General features: G+C 57.6%; 17 protein-coding genes. 12 read left to right on the plus strand and 5 right to left on the minus strand.

Annotation, left to right across the window (positions count from 1 at the left end; genetic code table 11):
- Positions 1-67: 67 nt before the first annotated feature.
- The 3 genes from CLV87_RS09745 to CLV87_RS09755 are packed head-to-tail and all read left to right on the plus strand — an operon-like array spanning position 68 to position 2,912.
- Positions 68-1,222, plus strand: coding sequence for an aromatic ring-hydroxylating oxygenase subunit alpha (locus CLV87_RS09745; protein ID WP_099244522.1), 1,155 nt, complete (start codon positions 68-70; stop codon positions 1,220-1,222).
- The gene (locus CLV87_RS09750) at positions 1,219-2,670 is read left to right on the plus strand and encodes an aldehyde dehydrogenase family protein (protein ID WP_099241553.1); all 1,452 of its coding nucleotides are present in this window, start codon (positions 1,219-1,221) and stop codon (positions 2,668-2,670) included. Before CLV87_RS09745 ends, CLV87_RS09750 begins: the two co-directional genes overlap by 4 nt.
- 2 nt (positions 2,671-2,672) lie before the next feature.
- On the plus strand, positions 2,673-2,912 hold the full coding sequence (locus tag CLV87_RS09755; RefSeq protein ID WP_099241552.1) for a hypothetical protein: 240 nt from the start codon (positions 2,673-2,675) through the stop codon (positions 2,910-2,912).
- 15 nt (positions 2,913-2,927) lie between these two features.
- On the opposite strand, the gene CLV87_RS09760 is transcribed toward CLV87_RS09755, so the two are convergent.
- From CLV87_RS09760 to CLV87_RS09780, 5 genes are all read right to left on the minus strand, one after another.
- The gene (locus CLV87_RS09760) at positions 2,928-3,752 is read right to left on the minus strand and encodes a phosphodiesterase (protein ID WP_099241550.1); all 825 of its coding nucleotides are present in this window, start codon (positions 3,750-3,752) and stop codon (positions 2,928-2,930) included.
- A 69-nt stretch (positions 3,753-3,821) separates the two neighbouring features.
- Complete coding sequence (locus CLV87_RS09765) at positions 3,822-5,078, minus strand: extracellular solute-binding protein (RefSeq protein WP_099241548.1); 1,257 nt, start codon at positions 5,076-5,078, stop codon at positions 3,822-3,824.
- A gap of 100 nt (positions 5,079-5,178) precedes the next feature.
- Positions 5,179-6,102 carry a carbohydrate ABC transporter permease gene (locus tag CLV87_RS09770; protein ID WP_099241546.1) on the minus strand — a complete coding sequence of 308 codons (924 nt, stop codon included), beginning with the start codon at positions 6,100-6,102 and terminating at the stop codon, positions 5,179-5,181.
- On the minus strand, positions 6,095-7,015 hold the full coding sequence (locus CLV87_RS09775) for a carbohydrate ABC transporter permease (RefSeq protein ID WP_176556000.1): 921 nt from the start codon (positions 7,013-7,015) through the stop codon (positions 6,095-6,097). The genes CLV87_RS09770 and CLV87_RS09775 overlap by 8 nt, the downstream gene beginning before the upstream one ends.
- On the minus strand, positions 7,015-8,148 hold the full coding sequence (locus CLV87_RS09780) for an ABC transporter ATP-binding protein (protein WP_099241543.1): 1,134 nt from the start codon (positions 8,146-8,148) through the stop codon (positions 7,015-7,017). Before CLV87_RS09780 ends, CLV87_RS09775 begins: the two co-directional genes overlap by 1 nt.
- Positions 8,149-8,267: 119 nt before the next feature.
- Between CLV87_RS09780 and CLV87_RS09785 the strand changes: the two genes are divergently transcribed.
- The 9 genes from CLV87_RS09785 to CLV87_RS09825 all read left to right on the plus strand — a co-directional run bounded on the left by CLV87_RS09785 (position 8,268) and on the right by CLV87_RS09825 (position 17,709).
- Positions 8,268-9,155 carry a LysR family transcriptional regulator gene (locus CLV87_RS09785; protein ID WP_166652712.1) on the plus strand — a complete coding sequence of 296 codons (888 nt, stop codon included), beginning with the start codon at positions 8,268-8,270 and terminating at the stop codon, positions 9,153-9,155.
- Between the two features lie 213 nt (positions 9,156-9,368).
- Entirely contained in the window at positions 9,369-11,663 is a 2,295-nt protein-coding gene (locus tag CLV87_RS09790; RefSeq protein ID WP_099241539.1) for a bifunctional salicylyl-CoA 5-hydroxylase/oxidoreductase, read from the plus strand.
- A complete protein-coding gene (locus CLV87_RS09795) occupies positions 11,660-12,418 on the plus strand; it encodes an SDR family NAD(P)-dependent oxidoreductase (RefSeq protein WP_099241537.1) in 759 nt (252 codons plus the stop codon). The genes CLV87_RS09790 and CLV87_RS09795 overlap by 4 nt, the downstream gene beginning before the upstream one ends.
- Positions 12,418-12,885 (plus strand): MarR family winged helix-turn-helix transcriptional regulator, encoded by a 468-nt coding sequence (locus CLV87_RS09800; protein WP_099241536.1) that lies wholly within the window; start codon positions 12,418-12,420, stop codon positions 12,883-12,885. The genes CLV87_RS09795 and CLV87_RS09800 overlap by 1 nt, the downstream gene beginning before the upstream one ends.
- Positions 12,886-12,891: 6 nt before the next feature.
- Complete coding sequence (locus CLV87_RS09805; protein WP_099241534.1) at positions 12,892-13,692, plus strand: enoyl-CoA hydratase family protein; 801 nt, start codon at positions 12,892-12,894, stop codon at positions 13,690-13,692.
- Positions 13,692-14,843 (plus strand): acyl-CoA dehydrogenase family protein, encoded by a 1,152-nt coding sequence (locus CLV87_RS09810; protein ID WP_099241532.1) that lies wholly within the window; start codon positions 13,692-13,694, stop codon positions 14,841-14,843. Before CLV87_RS09805 ends, CLV87_RS09810 begins: the two co-directional genes overlap by 1 nt.
- Positions 14,844-14,847: 4 nt before the next feature.
- A complete protein-coding gene (locus CLV87_RS09815) occupies positions 14,848-16,464 on the plus strand; it encodes an AMP-binding protein (protein WP_099241530.1) in 1,617 nt (538 codons plus the stop codon).
- 2 nt (positions 16,465-16,466) lie between these two features.
- A complete protein-coding gene (locus CLV87_RS09820; RefSeq protein ID WP_099241528.1) occupies positions 16,467-17,306 on the plus strand; it encodes a tryptophan 2,3-dioxygenase in 840 nt (279 codons plus the stop codon).
- Positions 17,307-17,328: 22 nt separating this feature from the next.
- Positions 17,329-17,709 carry a cupin domain-containing protein gene (locus CLV87_RS09825; RefSeq protein ID WP_099241526.1) on the plus strand — a complete coding sequence of 127 codons (381 nt, stop codon included), beginning with the start codon at positions 17,329-17,331 and terminating at the stop codon, positions 17,707-17,709.
- Positions 17,710-17,714 lie beyond the last annotated feature (5 nt).

The following is a 17,714-nucleotide window of genomic DNA, read 5'->3' on the forward strand; positions in this document are numbered from 1 at the left end:
TTCCGATATTGAGAGAATCCCGTGATCGCCTCCAATGAGTGCCAAGACTTGCACCAAGGAGAGTTCGATGAACACGCATGCCCCCCTGTCCTCCGTCCTCACCGACGTCAACACCGCCAATGGCCTGCCGAACGCGCATTACATTGATCCCGCGATCTTTGACGAGGAAAAACGCTCGGTCCTGTTTGCGAATTGGTCGGGCATCGGCTTTGGCAAAGACATTCCCGAGGCGGGTGATGCCAAACCGGTCGATTTTCTCGGCATGCCAATCCTGCTGGTGCGTGACCGGAATGGCGATATCGGTGTCTTTCAAAACACCTGCCGGCATCGCGGCATGATCCTGGTCGACAAACCGCAAAAGATCCGCGGGGCCATTCGCTGCCCCTATCACAGCTGGTGTTATGGTCTTGATGGCGCGCTGCGCACCACGCCGCATGTTGGCGGACCGGGTCACAACACGCATGAAGACGTCAATATGGACGACCTCGGCCTGCTGCGCATCCGCTCTTATGTGTGGCGCGACGTGATTTTTGTAAATGTCGATGGCCAGGCAGCGGATTTCGAAGAGGTCCATGGGGAACTGCTGGAACGCTGGTCCGAGTTTGAACAACCCGTCCATCATGGCGGTGCCGTGTCTTCGTTCAAACTCGAGGTGGCCACCAATTGGAAGCTCGCCGTCGAGAATTATTGCGAAAGCTATCATTTGCCTTGGGTCCATCCCGGCCTGAACAGCTATTCGCGTCTTGAGGATCACTACAATATCGAAAAACGCGGCCATTACTCCGGGCAGGGCACCCTGGTCTATCGCCAGCTCAAAGACGACAACGGCTTGTCGTTCCCGGATTTCGAAGGTTTGGGCAGCCAGTGGGATGAGGGAGCGGAATATATCGCGCTTTATCCAAATGTTCTTTTGGGTGTTCAGCGTGACCACGCCTTTGCCATCGTGTTAGAGCCCAAGGAGTGCGGGCGGACGACCGAGCATATCGAGCTCTATTACGCTCAGTCCGTGGAAGAGACACCGGATTTGGCGGATCTGCGCGAAGCCAATGCCAAGCTTTGGAAAACAGTTTTCGAAGAAGACATCTTTGTCGTTGAAGGCATGCAAAAAGGCCGCCATGGTGAGCTGTTTGATGGTGGGCGTTTCTCTCCGGCGATGGATGGGCCAACGCATAATTTCCATCATTGGGTGGCCAGCCAGATCGAAAAGGGGCGCTCGGCGTGAGTGAATTCTTTAAGGACGGTCTGGCACGGAACTATGTGGCAGGCGATTGGGTCGACGGGGATGAAGGTGCCCGAATTTCAGTCGAAGATCCGGGGCTAGAGACCCCTGTCGGCGATTGTGCCCTAGCGGGTGAGGCGAGCCTGGCCAAAGCGTTGGAAGGCGCACGAAAATCGTTCGAGCGCGGCGATCTGGCGGACATGGCCCCGGCTGCGCTTAGCCGTCTGATGCAGCGCGTCGCGAATGAGATTAGAGCCATTGCTGACGAAGGCGCAGAGCTGCTTTGCCGTGAGAGCGGCAAGACGCTTTCAGCCGCCGGGGAAGAGTTTGAAGAGGCGGCGCAGTATTTCGAATATTACGGCGGCGTCGCCGATAAGATCGAAGGCAAATCCATCCCGCTGGGGCCGGATTACGCCGATTACACCGTCTATGAACCTTTTGGCGTTTCTGCCCAGATCGTTCCGTGGAACTTCCCCGTCTCGATTGCAGCCCGTTCCTTGGCGCCTTCTATGGCGGCAGGTAATTCCACCATTATCAAATCCCCCGAACTTGATCCCATGGCGCTGGCCATGTTGGGGGTTGCGCTGGAACGGGCAGAGGTTCCCAAAGGTGCGGTTTCGATCCTGAACGGTATCGGCGGCGATCTGGGCGCGCGTCTGGTGGCCAGTTCCGAGATTGATCAGATCGTCTTTACAGGGTCGGTTCCGACCGGGCAGGCGATCCTGCGCGCGGCGGCTGATACCGTGACTCCGTCACTGATGGAGTTGGGCGGTAAATCCGCTGCTGTTGTCTTTGAAGATGCCAATCTTGATACGGTCATTTCCAGCCTGCAAAGCGGGATTTTCTACAATGCGGGGCAGGTGTGTTCAGCCATGGCGCGGGTGCTTGTGCATCGCTCGATCTATGACGAGGCGGTCGCGCGGGCGGCGGAGATGGCCAACGGTCTTAGCATTGGGCACGGGTTGGACAACCCGGATCACACGCCCGTTGCCTCGGCCCTGCAATTGGATCGCGTGGAAGAGCTGACATCTTCTGCGCATCAGGATGGCGCGCGCATAGCCGCAGGTGGCGCGCGGTTGGAGCGGACGGGTCATTTTATGGCGCCGACGATTCTGGCGGATGTGGCCCCTATCAGCCGGGTGGCGCAGGAAGAGATCTTTGGCCCGGTGACCTGTTTCACACCGTTCGACACTGAGGCCGAGGCCATCGCCATCGCAAATGGGACAGAATTCGGCCTGGTCGCCGGTATTTTTACCCGAGATCTGGCGCGGTCGCATCGCGTTGCGCGCAAATTACGGGCTGGGCAGGTCTTTGTGAATGAATGGTTCGCGGGCGGGATATCGACACCGTTTGGTGGCGTCGGGAAATCCGGCTTTGGGCGCGAAAAAGGGCTCGAGGCGCTGTTCAACTATGTGCGCACCAAAAACATCGCGATCTCATTGAAAGAATAGTCATGGATCAGACCCGGTTGAACCAAGAGCTTCTCATTGCTCACGATCGTCAGGATACCGATGCGCTGGTGCGGCTGTATACGCTGGCGGGCGACAGGGCTGAAACGCGCGGTGACATTGACGCGGCCTGTTTCTACCTCACCCATGCCTTTGTTTTCGCATTGGAAAGCGGGGCTGTTGAGGCGGATGACCTAAATCGGCGTTTGGCTGATTACGGCCGCGCCAAACGCCTGATTTTCTGACAATCACGCCACACGTTAGCGCACCATGGTCATGCGATCCCAGTCGGCATAATCTGGTGTTCCTTCGCCTTTGATTTCGCCAGCATAGCCGAATTCGACCATATGGGTCATCACGCTGTTTGGCGTTGCGAAAATGACCGCATAGGATTCCGGCAGCTCAGCCGATGCCAGCAATCGTGTGGCGCTGAAGTCAGGCCAGCCGGCGTGGTTCGTGCCCCGTGGCGCAGAGAAGGGAATACCATGCAGGGACCCGGACAGGGGCATATGGCAATGACCGTGGAAAATATGGCGAATTTTCTGGGCAAAGGGCGCAATTGTTGCGCCAAAACGCTCTGCATCCAGCAGCATGATCTTGTCCATGGGGGCCACGTGGATGGGCACCGGATTGTGGTGCATGAACAGCCAGACCGGTCCATCGATCTGCTCTAGCTGGGTCGTCAACCATCGCGCCCGATCTTCACAGAAATGCCCGGCATGGGTGTCAGGGCCCCATGTGTCCAGACATAAGGCCGTGCCCAGAGACATTTGGACGGCATATTGAACAAATCCATCCTCGTTGCCCAGCTCAGGAAAAACCGAGGTAAAGAGCTGGCGATCATCATGATTGCCGATCATCAGATGCACGGGCATTGGGATATCCGCGATGATGGATTTAAGGCGTGCATAATCGTCTTCATCGCCCCAATCCGACAGGTCACCCGTGATGAACAATGCCTCGGCATCGCCATGCAGGTCTAAGGCATGGGCCAGAGCTTTGGCAAAATTGGCATTTGGATCACGACCGCCAATGGTGTCACCTTGGCGGGTCAAATGGATGTCGGTGAATTGCAGGATTTTCATGGTTGCGTGCCTTAAAAGGCCTCGGGCAAACCAATGCCCGAAGCTGTTACAACTAAAAAGTGGCGGGGATCAGTCCAGCAGATCCTGAACTTCTTCGGTCAGCTCTTCTTGCAGTTTCGACATGTCGGCAAATTCGCCGGTCACGATGCCTTCGAGCCCGTCATAGATCACCTGCGTCGCAGCCAGGCCGTTATCGCCCGGATAGGCCTGCCATTCACGCAGCAGAGGCAGTTGGCGTACAGCTGTCGCCTTGGCAGGGTTCTCGGCGTAGAAATCGGCCAGAATGATCTCGTTCGCGGCCTGGTTGGGAGGCATGTAGCCCGTGGTGCGGGCCACATCTGCGGCACCTTCGCCAGACGTGATGAACTTGAGCCATGCCCAAGCCGCAGCAAGCTGTTCGGGATCGTCAGACTGCGATGTCAGCAGGGCAGAGTTGCCACCGGCAGGCAGGCCAAGAGGCCCTGATGCTTCGATGCCAGGGTATTCCGCAGTAACCAGCGTGAAATCACCCATGGCGCGTTCCACGGCACCCACAGCAGAAGTTGACCAATACATCATACCCAGATCACCGGCCGAGAATGACGCCAGCGCGGCCTTCCATTCCAGGTTCTGCATTTCGCATCCGGTAAAGATAGATTGCATGGTTTCCAGTGTCTTGAGCCCCTCAGGCGTGTCCAGCTGGAAATCCGCGCCCATGACGGTGGGCTTGTCCTGCGACCACATCAGCGCCTGCAAGAACCAGTTGCCGGTGATGTTCCAGCCCCAGAACATTGGGTTGTCGACACCGGCCTCGCGCAGCTTGACACAGGCCTGCACCACGTCCTCCCAGGTTTTGGGCAGGTTGGTTTCGGTGTAGCCAGCCTTGGCCATCACTTCCATGTTGTAATAGCCAACCGGAAGAGAGATCGAGAAAGGCAGGCCGTATACTTGGTCATTAAAGGTCCCCAGATCCAGCATGGCTTTGTGATAGCCTTCTTTGGCAAAATCAGTCTCAGCCGCAATGAAAGGCTCCAGGGATTTGGCGATGCCTTTCTCGACCAGGATCGCCTGACGGTTCAGGCCCTGCATGGTGACATCTGGCAATGTGCCAGCGACCGCTTCGCGCAGGATTGTGTTGGTGCCATCCTCGTAGGATTCGTAGGTGGCGCGCATCTTGATTTCGATATTTGGATGCGCCTCGTAGAATTTGGGCAGGATCGCCTCATAGGTCACGTCAAACAGGTGGCTATAAGGATAGCCAAATTCGACGACGATCTTGTCTTCTGCTGTGGCAGTGGTCGCGGTGGCGGCCAGAACGAGGGCCATTGCAGTCAGAGTGCGTTGCATTACTCTATCTCCTGTTGCAGGGCCTGGTGGTTTGGCGATTGGCAGGCCCTAGTGATGATCCCGGACGGGATAGTATGGGTAGGGCGGGAGCGATCCCGCCTTACTTCATTCCAGACAGTGTGATCCCTTCGATGAACCGGCGTTGCGCCAGCAAGAAACACACGATGAGCGGGGTAACGATGATGCAGGCTGTTGCCATCATCGGGCCGAAATTGTCGCCATCGGCATCGCCCTTGAACTCGCGCAGGCCCAATGGCGGGGTAAAGAGGTCGCGGTTGCCGGTGATCACGATCCGAGGCCAGAAATAGTCATTCCAATGGGCAACGATGCTAAAGATGCCAAAGGCCATCAAGGCCGGGATCGCCGTGGGCAGCATGACTTGCCAGATGATGCCATATTCGCTCATCCCGTCCATGCGGGCCGCGTCGATCAGATCATCTGGAACGGTCATAAAGAACTGGCGCATCAAGAAGATGCCAAAGACGGAGATCGTCCACGGGATGACCAGCGCCGCATAGGTGTTGGTCAAGCCCAGTTTGGCCAGCATGATGTACAAGGGCAGTGCGATGGCATGCACCGGGATCAACAGGCAGAACAGGACCAGGGCGAACACGGCCTCACGCCCCCAAAACCGCAATTTGGCCAGCGCATAAGCGCAAGGCAAGGCGACAATCACTTGGATCACAAAGATCGAGACAGTGACGACGATGCCATTCAACAAATACCGCAGCAGCGGCGCTTTTTCGAAGGCGGTCGTGTAGTTGTAGATGATTGGGTTGACCATGCAGTCCTGAACGGCATTGCCCAGTTTGACGCAGAAATCGTCGCGGAACAGCTCTTGTGCCCCCATAAAGCCGCCGGTTTGCTGCATGATTTCATGCGGTGCTTTTAGCGACAGGCTGATCATCGTGTAAAAGGGCAGCAGCACAATCAGCGCGCCAAGTGTCAGCACAATATGGGTGAGCGCCGCGCGGGTGCTGAACCGGAACGCCGTGGCGCGGATGTCTTGGATTGCTTCAGACATAATGTGTTCTCCGCTCGACAAACCAACGCTGGATCAGGGTCAGGATCATTACGAATGCCAGGAATACGACGGTGATCGCGGCCCCTATCCCCATCAGGTTCTGCTGGATGCCTTTTTCGTAGATCGCAAACATCATGACGTAGACGCTTTTCGATGGTCCGCCGCCCTGCGGGTAAAAGGCCTCAACCATGTCAAAGACCTGAAAGGTTCGAATAAAGCTGATGGTGATGACAAAGACGGTGGTGGGGCCGAGCATGGGCCAAGTGACCAGACGAAACCGATCCCAGCCGCTTTGCGCACCGTCCATTTCTGCTGCGTCATAAAGGGACGGAGGGATGGAGGTCAGGCCGGCCAGGTAAAGCACCATGTTAAAACCGAACCCCTGCCATATGCCGATGAAACTGACGGTCCAGATCGCGTAGTCACGATCATTCAGCCAGAGCGGGAAAGTGCGTTCGCAGCCTTTTGCGTACCAGGCCCAGTTTTCCAAGATTGTGCCACAGCCGCGCTCCAGCGTTGCGTTGACCACACCAATGGTCGGGTGAAAGGCAAATTCCCAGACGATCGCCATAGCGATCAAAGCGGCCATGACCGGCAGAAAGTAGATCGTCTTGTAGATGTCCCCGATCCGACCAAGGGAATGGATCATCATCGCCGCGCCAAGGCCGAGCCCGACGGTCAGCGGAACCACGACAAAGACATAGCGAAACGTCGCGCCGAACATTTTCTCATAGGTCGACCGGGTAAAGATCTTTTCGTAATTCTCCAGCCCGACAAACTCTGCCCCGGAATTGCCAAGGGAATAATCGGTCAGGCTTAGCCCGGCGGCGATGGCGATTGGGATCAACAGGATGACCACCATTAGAGCCAGGGCAGGCCCAATGAACCAAAGATGCGCGCGGCTTTGCTGCATTACGCCACCTCGCGCGTTGCAAGGGCGCATGGCAGACGCTCGCCCGTGGATTGAAAGAGCAAGACTTTGTCTGGTTCTAGGTCAAAGCAGACCCGGTTCCGCAGCGTGACCTGCGCAGCCTGCGCCGGGTTGGCCCGCAAAACGACCGGTTGCTGCGCCCCTTCCACATCCAAATGCAGAAAAACATCAGAGCCGAGGTTTTCTCGGTACCGAACATGCCCTTGGAACCGACCAGTGGGTGAAAGGAACAGGTGCTCCGGCCGAATGCCCACTGTGACCGGGGCGCGGGTCAGTGGTTGCACCAGGGATAGGGTCGTGCCGATAAGCGCGAGATGGCCATCCGACTGGATCTCTGCCGCAAATGTATTGATCGCTGGCGAGCCGATAAACCGCGCCACCTCAAGGCAATTTGGGTTCGCGTAGATTTCATCGGGCGGCCCGACCTGCAGGATATTGCCATGCATCATGACGGCCATGCGGTCCGACATTGTCAGCGCTTCGGCCTGATCATGGGTGACATAGACAAAGGTGGTTTTCAGACGGCGATGCAATTCGGACAGTTCGGCGCGCATATGAACACGCAACGCGGCATCCAGATTTGACAGCGGTTCGTCCATCAAAAAGGCGACAGGCTGGCGGACCATGGCGCGCCCCAGGGCGACACGTTGGCGTTGTCCGCCCGAAAGCTGGCCGGGTTTGCGATCCAGCAGCGGGGTGATTTTCAGGGTCTCCGCAACCTCGCGCACCTGCCCCTGCATCACCCGATAGGTGTCGCGCGCGAGCAATGGGCCAATCATGGGCAGCCGCCCCCACATGGGCAAATCGCGCATACGCAGCGGCGTCATCATATTATCAGCGACACTCAGATGCGGGTACAACGCATAGCTTTGAAACACCATTGCCAGATTACGCTCTGCCGGGCGCACATCCGTGACATTCATGCCGCCAATTGAAACGCGACCCGCATCGGCCTGTTCCAGACCAGACAGGATCCTTAGCAATGTGGATTTGCCGCATCCTGATGGACCGACCAGCGTGACAAACTCACCCTCTTCGATGTCCAGTGAAACCTGTTTGAGAACGGGCGTTTCTCCAAAGCTCTTTTCGATACTTTGTAAGCTGATTTTCGACATCGCCAGGGTCCTTACCGCGTTCGTGTCGGCACCTTGGCTTACTGTCGTCTCGATTCTGTGACGTCATATTAGCGAGACTTATGGGTGCTAAAGCCGCGGGGGCTGAAAAGGAGACCGCCATGTCGGCTGGGGCACATCAGGTGAAATCACTGGCGCATGTGGTGCGCGAAGGGTCAATTTCGGGCGCGGCGCGTCGCCTTGGGGTGTCGCAATCTGCCGTCAGTCAACACATCGCCAAGCTTGAGACTCATGTCGGGGCCCAGGTGCTGATCCGCCACCGGGATGGGATTGTGCTGACGCCTGTCGGACAAGAGTTGTTTCAGCTGGCAGATCAATATGCAGCGCTTGACCAGCAGATCGAAGAACGGCTTCGTGGCCACGCGGCTCTTGAGCGCGGGCATCTGACGGTAATCGCCAATGCGCCGCAGCCTGCCTTGTCGTTGATTGCCAGTTTCAGTGAGCGATACCCAAAGATATCTGTGGATTTTACGCTTTACGATTGGGCGTCGGCGATGCAGCGGCTTAACGATAGTAAGGTCGATATCGCCATCGTGACGGCCCCCACCCCCAGCGAATCGCTGTTCATCAAACCGCTCAAGAACGCGCGTTACGTCCTTTATGCCCGCCACGATTCCCCGCTGGCCAAGCTCACGACCGCGAGTCTAAAGGAAGTGGCTTCGCAAACGGTCATTCTCCCGGAAAGGGGGTCACTGACCCAACGTGTTTTGTCTCAAGCCTTTCAGGACCACGGGGTTCAACCTCGCCGCCTGATCACCATGACAACCTTTCCGGTGATGAAAGAAGCCATCCTGCAAGGTATTGGAATTGGGTTTTTTTTGGATTCCAGTTCCGTGCCCGAGGATCGTTTGGTCGAGATCCCTGTGCAGGAACTTTCGCAAGAATACGCCACCTGCCTGACTGTCCCCAAACACAAGATGGGCCTGCGCATCACAAACAGCTTTCTGCATGTTGTGGATGATTTCGTTGGGAAAATTGGAGTGCGATAGGTGCACCAGCTCTATGTGTAATCGCTAGAATATTTCGATTTCACAATGGCTTGATCCTTGAGAAGGCAATGGCTGTCAATCCTCTCCAGTGAGCGCATACCATCAACCTTCAAATTCAAAATGTTTAAGCTTGAAATAAATAAAGCGCTGCCATACGGTTTGGCGCAAAGGGTCAGGCCAACCTGATCCTCAGCACAGAGTCAGGAGGAACAAATGCGCGTAGCTTGTTTGGGTGGCGGACCCGCCGGTCTCTACTTTGCGATCTCCATGAAGTTGCGAGATCCAGCGCATGAGGTCGTCGTATTTGAACGCAACCGCGCCAATGATACTTTTGGCTGGGGTGTGGTGCTTTCGGATGATGCGCTGGAAAACCTGCAGAAAAACGACCCCAAAAGCGCAGCCTCCATTCGCGATCATTTTGCCTATTGGGATGATATTGCCGTGGTGCATGACGGTGTGCGCACGGTGTCTGGAGGCCACGGCTTTGCCGGGATTGGACGCAAGCAAATGCTGATCCTGTTGCAGGAACGCGCGCGCGAATTGGGTGTCGAACTGCGTTTCGAGACCGAGTTTGACGATATCGAGGCGATCCGTGCAGAATATGATCTGGTTGTGGGTTGCGACGGGCTGAACAGCCGTGTGCGCGAAGCATACGCTGACCACTTCAAACCCGAAATCGACCTACGCGCTTGCAAATTTGTCTGGCTCGGCACGCATCAGAAATTTGATGACGCCTTTACCTTCATCTTTGAAAAGACCGAGCATGGTTGGATCTGGGCGCATGTCTATCAATTCGATGCGGACACCGCGACGTTTATCGTGGAATGCGGGCAAGAGACCTGGGACAATTTCGGGTTCGAAAACATGTCCAAAGAAGAGATTGTCGAGACCTGCCGCGCCGTCTTTGCCGACCACCTCGGCGGTCATGATCTGATGAGCAACGCCGCACATCTGCGCGGTTCGGCGGTCTTTATGAACTTCCCTCGCGTGTTGTGCGAAAAATGGCATCACGAGAATGTCGTGTTGCTGGGCGATGCCTCGGCCACGGCGCATTTTTCGATTGGCTCGGGGTCGCGATTGGCCTTTGACAGTGCCATTGCCCTAGCAGAGTTCCTGCATTCCGAACCGTCAATGGAGGCCGCCTTTGAGCGGTATCAGGAGGAGCGGCGGCTGGATGTCTTGCGCCTACAATCGGCGGCGCGCAATTCCTTGGAGTGGTTCGAAGAGGTCGAGCGTTATCTTGATCTGGACCCGGTTCAGTTCAATTACTCGCTGCTGACCCGCAGTCAGCGCATCAGCCATGAGAACCTGAGATTGCGGGATGCAAACTGGCTGGAATCGGCAGAAAAGTGGTTTCAGGATCAGGCGGGTGCCAAGGCTGATGCCCCAACCCGTGCGCCGATGTTTGCCCCCTATAAACTGCGCGAAATGGACCTCAAAAACCGCATCGTTGTCTCGCCTATGGCGCAATACAAGGCGGTTGAGGGCTGTCCAACCGATTGGCATCTCATCCATTACGGTGAGCGCGCCAAGGGCGGTGCCGGGCTGGTTTACACAGAAATGACCTGTGTCTCGGCTGAGGGGCGGATCACGCCGGGCTGCCCCGGTCTCTATGCGCCCGAACATGAGGCCGCCTGGAAGCGGTTGACCGATTTCGTACATGCCGAAACCCAAGCCAAGATTTGCTGCCAGATCGGCCATTCGGGCCGCAAAGGGTCGACGCAATTGGGGTGGGAGGTCATGGATGCCCCGCTGAAAGACGGCAATTGGGATCTCGTTTCAGCCTCGGCCATTCCTTGGTCTGATAACAACGCCACCCCGCGCGAAATCTCGCGTCAGGACATGGACGAGGTGCGCGATCAATTTGTTGCCTCTGCGCAAATGGCCCATCGCGCCGGGTTTGACATGATCGAGCTGCACGCCGCCCATGGCTATCTCATCTCGTCCTTTATCTCGCCCAAATCCAATATCCGCCAAGATGAATATGGAGGAAGCCTGGAAAACCGCATGCGCTATCCGCTCGAAGTGTTCGAGGCAATGCGCGCGGTTTGGCCGGCTGACAAACCTATGTCGGTGCGTATTTCGGCCAATGACTGGGTGGGTGAAGAGGGTGTTACCCCCGAAGAGGCGGTCAAGATCGCGGCCATGTTCGAAGCGGCGGGTGCCGATATTATCGATGTCTCTGCCGGGCAAACTTCGGTCGACGCGAAACCGGTTTATGGTCGCATGTTCCAAACCCCGTTCTCTGACCGCATCCGCAACGAAACCGGCATTGCGACCATGGCCGTGGGCAACATCTATGAGGCCGATCACGCCAATTCGATCCTGATGGCACGGCGCGCCGATCTGGTCGTTGTCGGGCGTCCGCATTTGGCCGATCCTTATTGGACATTGCACGAAGCTGCCCGCATCGGCGACCGCCATGAATTCTGGCCGCAACCCTATGAGGCCGGGCGTGATCAGGCCTGGCGTCTGGCAGACCGCGAAGCAGAGATGATCCGGGTATGAGCGTTCAGGACAAACATGTCATCGTAACCGGTGGCGGAACCGGTGTCGGCGCAGACATCGCCGAATCCATGGCCCATGCCGGGGCCAAGGTGACGATCATGGGCCGCTCAGAGGCTCCGCTGCGCGAGGTTGCCAAACAGCACAAATTCATCGGCTGGGTGACCTGTGACGTGACCGATCCGGATGCGGTCAAAGAGGCGTTCCAACAGGCGCGCGGCTTGAATGGACCCATTGACGTTGTGGTCGCCAATGCGGGCGCGGCGGAAAGCGTGCCTTTCGCCAAGATGTCGGCGGCGCAATTGCAGGCCATGTTGTCGGTCAACCTGGTCGGTGTCGCCAATGTCTGGCAGGCAGCTTTGGGCGATATGAAATCCCAAGGTTGGGGGCGCATGATTGCCGTGGCCTCCACTGCCGGGCTTAAGGGCTATCCTTACGTCTCGGCTTATTGCGCTGCGAAACATGGCGTCGTCGGCCTGACCAAAGCCCTGGCGCTCGAACTGGCCAGTACTGGCGTCACGGCCAATGCGATTTGTCCGGGTTTCATCGAAACCCCCATGCTGGACCGCTCAATCGCCAATATCGTTGAGAAAACCGGGATGAGCGAGGAACAGGCCCGCGCTTCTCTCTCCTCTGGCAATCCGCAAAAGCGGTTCATTCAGACCGATGAGGTCGCGGGAACCGCGCTTTGGCTTTGTACTGACGCGGCGCGCGGCGTGAATGGCCATGCCTTGGCCCTGTCCGGAGGCGAGGTCTGATGGAACAGCGCAAATCAGATGCACCCGCCGAACCGCTGTCCAAAGAACGCCTGCGCCTGTGGTTGAAACTGCTAAAGGCCAGCAGCCTGATCGAAGACGAGCTGCGCCGCCGCCTGCGCGCGGATTTTGATTGGACGCTGCCGCGGTTTGACGTGATGTCCGCCCTGGCCCGCACACCCGATGGCCTGCGGATGAGCGAGATTTCCAAACAACTGCGCGTCTCAAACGGCAATGTTACGGTGATCGTCGACAAGCTTGTCAAAGAAGGTTTGGCGCTGCGCGTTGCCGTGCCAGATGACCGCCGCGCGCAGCTGGTCCAGTTGACCCCGCAAGGTCAGACGATCTTTGCGGAACATGCCGGCGTGCACGAAGCCTGGGTCGATGAGATGCTCGGCGGTCTGAATGCGGACGATATCGACGGAATGATCCTGCGTCTGGATCATCTGACAAAGTCATTGGAGGGATGAGCAAACATGCGCAGTGATGTGACCCATTTCAATTGCGAGATCGAGAACGGCATCGCCACGGTGTCGCTGGACCGGCCTGACCGCAAGAACCCGCTGACCTTTGACAGCTATGCCGAGCTGCGCGACTGGTTTCGCGATCTGCATTACGCGGATGACGTCAAGGCGGTGGTGTTTGCCCCCAATGGCGGCAATTTCAGTTCGGGCGGGGATGTGCATGACATCATCGGCCCGCTGACCAAGATGAACATGAAAGAGCTGCTGACCTTTACCCGCATGACTGGCGATCTGGTCAAGGCGATGGTGAATTGCGGCAAGCCGATCATTGCCGCCGTGGATGGTATTTGCGCCGGTGCGGGGGCGATCATTGCGATGGCCTCGGATCTGCGTATCGCCACGCCCGAGGCAAAAACCGCCTTTTTGTTCAACCGCGTAGGGCTTGCGGGCTGCGATATGGGGGCCTGCGCAATCCTGCCGCGTATAATCGGTCAGGGCCGCGCGGCTGAGCTGCTCTATCTAGGCCGCTCGATGAGCGCTGAGGAAGGGCAAGCCTGGGGTTATTTCAACAAGGTGGTCGCGGCGGATGAGTTGATGGAAAGCGCGCGCGCCCTTGCGCGACGTATCGCGGACGGGCCGAATTTTGCGAATATGATGACCAAAACCATGCTGGCGCAGGAATGGTGCATGTCCATCGAGCAAGCCATCGAAGCCGAGGCGCAGGCGCAAGCCATCTGTATGCAAGGCCAGGATTTCCATCGTGCCTATCACGCCTTTGTCGCCAAAGAAAAACCAGTGTTTGAGGGCGACTGATGGCGGATCAAAGCTTTCTCACCTGGCCATTTTTCGAAGACCACCATCGCGACCTTGCCGCCGCGTTAGAGCAGTGGGCCGCTGCCAATCTTGGCGGGATTGACCATTCAGACACCGATGCGGCCTGCCGTGACCTGGTCCGCATGTTGGGCGCGTCGGGATTTGCCGCCTATTCCGGGGCCGAGGATGGCAAACTGGATGTGCGCAGCCTCTGCCTGATCCGCGAAACTCTGGCCCGTTACGATGGGTTGGCGGATTTTGCCTTTGCCATGCAGGGGCTGGGAACTGGGGCGATTTCGCTCTTGGGCTCGCCAGAGCAAAAGGCGGAATGGCTGCCCCTGACCCGCACAGGCAAGGCGATTTCAGCCTTTGCCCTAACCGAACCGGGGTCAGGTTCGGATGTGGCCAGCAACACCATGACCGCCATTCGGGATGGCAATGATTACATCCTCAACGGTGAAAAGACCTGGATTTCGAACGGTGGCCTCGCAGATGTTTACACGGTCTTTGCCCGCACCGGCGAAGCACTGGGGGCCAAGGGCATGTCAGCCTTTATCGTGCCTGCCAATGCCACAGGGTTTGACGTGGTCGAACGCCTGGAAACCATCGCGCCGCACCCGCTTGCGACCCTACGCTTCTCTGACTGCCGCATTCCCGCCAGCACTTTGATCGGCGAGCCGGGGCAGGGGTTCAAGATCGCTATGTCGGTGCTGGATGTGTTTCGGTCCACCGTGGCTGCCGCTGCGCTGGGCTTTGCCCGCCGCGCTTTGGACGAAGCGCTGACCCGCGTCACGGCGCGCAAGGTACAAGGCGCGCCTTTGTTCGACCTTCAAATGGTACAAGGCCATATCGCCGATATGGCGCTGGATGTGGATGCCGCCGCTTTGCTGGTCTACCGCGCTGCCTGGACCAAGGATAGCGGTGCCCCCCGCGTGACCCGCGAGGCCGCCATGGCCAAGCTGTTCGCCACCGACCAAGCCCAAAAGATCATCGACAAGGCCGTGCAATTGCATGGCGGCGACGGGGTGAAATCCGGCGAGACTGTCGAAAAACTCTACCGTGAAATCCGAGCCTTGCGCATCTATGAGGGCGCGTCAGACGTCCAGCGCGTGGTGATTGCACGGCAAGCTTTGAGCAACCATCAGGGATAATCTCATGCTAGGACCAACTGCGCATACCGATACGTTTTCCCGCGATAATCTGCCGCCGCAGGAGCAATGGCCCGACCTGCTGCTGGAGGGGTTCCACTACCCCGACCGGTTGAACGCCGCCTATGAGCTGACCGATGCGATGGTCACCAAGGGTTTCGGAGACCACACGGCGTTGATCGGCAATGGGCGGCGACGCACCTACAAAGAACTGACCGATTGGACCAACCGGCTGGCCCATGTGCTGGTGGATGATCTCAAGGTGAAACCGGGCAATCGCGTTCTGATCCGCTCTGCCAACAACCCGGCCATGGTGGCCTGCTGGCTGGCCGCGACCAAAGTGGGCGCGGTGGTGGTGAACACCATGCCGATGCTGCGCGCCGCTGAGCTGAAGAAATATGTCGACAAGGCCGAGATCACCCACGCCCTATGCGACACGCGCCTGATGGACGAAATGATCGCCTGCGCCAAGGGCAGCGAGACATTGAAGACCGTTGTTGGCTTTGACGGCACGGCCAACCATGACGCCGAGCTGGACCGTTTGGCCCTGGAAAAACCTGTGAGCTTTGACACCGTTCAAACCAGTCAGGATGATGTTGCTCTGATCGGGTTTACCTCGGGCTCAACTGGTGAACCCAAGGGTACGATGCATTTTCACCGCGATCTGTTGATCATCGCCGATGGCTATGCGCGCGAAGTGCTGAACGTGCAGCCCGAGGATGTCTTTGTCGGCTCGCCCCCCTTGGCTTTTACCTTTGGGCTGGGTGGACTGGCGATCTTTCCCTTGCGGTTTGGCGCGGCGGCGACTTTGCTGGAAACGGCCACGCCACCCAACATGATCGAGATCATCGAAAAGTACAAAGCCACCGTTTGTTTCACCGCGCCCACCGCCTATCGCGCCATGATGCGGGCGATGGATGACGGCGCTGATCTTTCCTCACTCCGCGCGGCGGTCTCGGCGGGGGAAACATTGCCTGGCCCGGTCTATGACGAATGGATGGAAAAGACGGGCAAGCCAATGCTGGACGGAATCGGCGCGACCGAGCTTTTGCATATTTTTGTCACCAACCGTTTTCAGGATCACCGCCCGGCCTGCACCGGCAAGCCTGTGACCGGTTACGAGGCCAAGGTTGTCGATCCAGACGGCAACGAAGTCGCGCCGGGTGAAATCGGTCGCCTTGCCGTGCGCGGCCCAACCGGGTGCCGGTATTTGCGTGGCGAACGCCAGGGCGAGTATGTCCAGAACGGTTGGAACATCTCCGGCGATGCCTTTTCCCGCGACAAAGACGGCTACTTCCACTTTGCGGCGCGCAATGACGACATCATTGTCAGCTCCGGCTACAACATCGCCGGCCCCGAGGTCGAAGCCGCTCTGCTGGCCCATGAAGCCGTCGCTGAATGCGCCGTGATCGGCATACCGGACGTGGATCGCGGCAGCATCGTTCAGGCGCATGTGGTTCTGGGCAGCGGTGCCGAGGCCTCCGAGGCCATGATCAAGCTGCTACAAGACCACGTCAAAGCCACCATTGCCCCCTTTAAATACCCGCGTTCGGTTGTCTTCACTGCGGCCTTGCCAAAAACCGAAAGCGGCAAAATCCAACGTTTCAAATTGCGCGAGGAATGACGATGAGCACGCAAGCCTATGATCCCGGCTCTGACGGCGCAAAAATGACCTTCAAGGATGCGATGTCTTACGGAGACTACCTGCATCTTGAGGATATTCTGGCCCATCAGCATCCGCAAAGCACGGCGCATGATGAGATGCTGTTCGTGATCCAGCACCAGACCAGCGAACTTTGGATGAAGCTTGTCATTCACGAAATGGCAGCGGCGCGCGAGGCTCTCTTGGCGGGTGACACGGCGCAGATGTTCAAAATGTTGGCCCGGGTGAGCCGGATCTTCGAACAGCTCAACAATGCCTGGGACGTGCTGCGCACCATGACCCCCGCCGATTACACCGCTTTTCGCGAGGCACTGGGGCCGTCTTCTGGGTTTCAGTCTTATCAGTACCGCATGATCGAATATGTGCTGGGCAACCGAAATCCCAACATGTTGAAACCGCATGAACACCTGCCCGAGGTGCATAAAGCGCTGAGCGATGAACTGGCGCGGCCCAGTTTTTATGATGAGGTGATCACGCTGTTGTTCCGCACGGTTGATGGGCACGAAGAAAATGTTCCGACTCCGCAACTAAATGCACCGCATGAGGCCATTCCAGAGGTGCAGGCGCGTTGGAAAACCGTTTACGAGAATATCGACGAATATTGGACCCTGTATGAACTGGCAGAAAAACTGGTCGACCTTGAGGATTATTTCCGCCGCTGGCGCTTTAACCATGTGACAACGGTAGAGCGGGTCATCGGTTTCAAACGCGGCACCGGCGGCACATCGGGCGTGCAATATCTGCGCCGCATGTTGGAAGTCGAACTCTTCCCCGAACTCTGGCACCTTAGGGGTGAACTTTGAGTCCAAATTCAGGGAGGACATTATGAAATTTCTCACAATACTCGGCATGCTTGCTCTCACAGCAACAACCGCTTTTGCACAGGATTTGTCGCGCGAAGAGATCCGCCGCGCTCCGGTTCCAGGATCGGACAGTATGGAGGTTGTCGTCAGCAAGCTCTCCGTTGCACCCGGCGCGACCATCCCCATGCACACTCATCCGGGTGATGAACATGCGGTCGTGATCACCGCCGCCAAAGCGCAGGCCCCAAATGGTCAGGTGATTGAATTCCCGGTTGGCGCGACCCTGTATTTCCCCGAAGGGCAGGTCCATGGCGGGCTCACAAATATCGGCGACGTGCCCATGGTCGCCATCACCACCCATGTCGTTCGCATTGGCGAACCTCTGACACAAATGGCCAACTAGGCCAG

The organism is Pelagimonas phthalicica, from assembly GCF_004364805.1.
Classification (GTDB): Bacteria; Pseudomonadota; Alphaproteobacteria; order Rhodobacterales; family Rhodobacteraceae; genus Pelagimonas; species Pelagimonas phthalicica.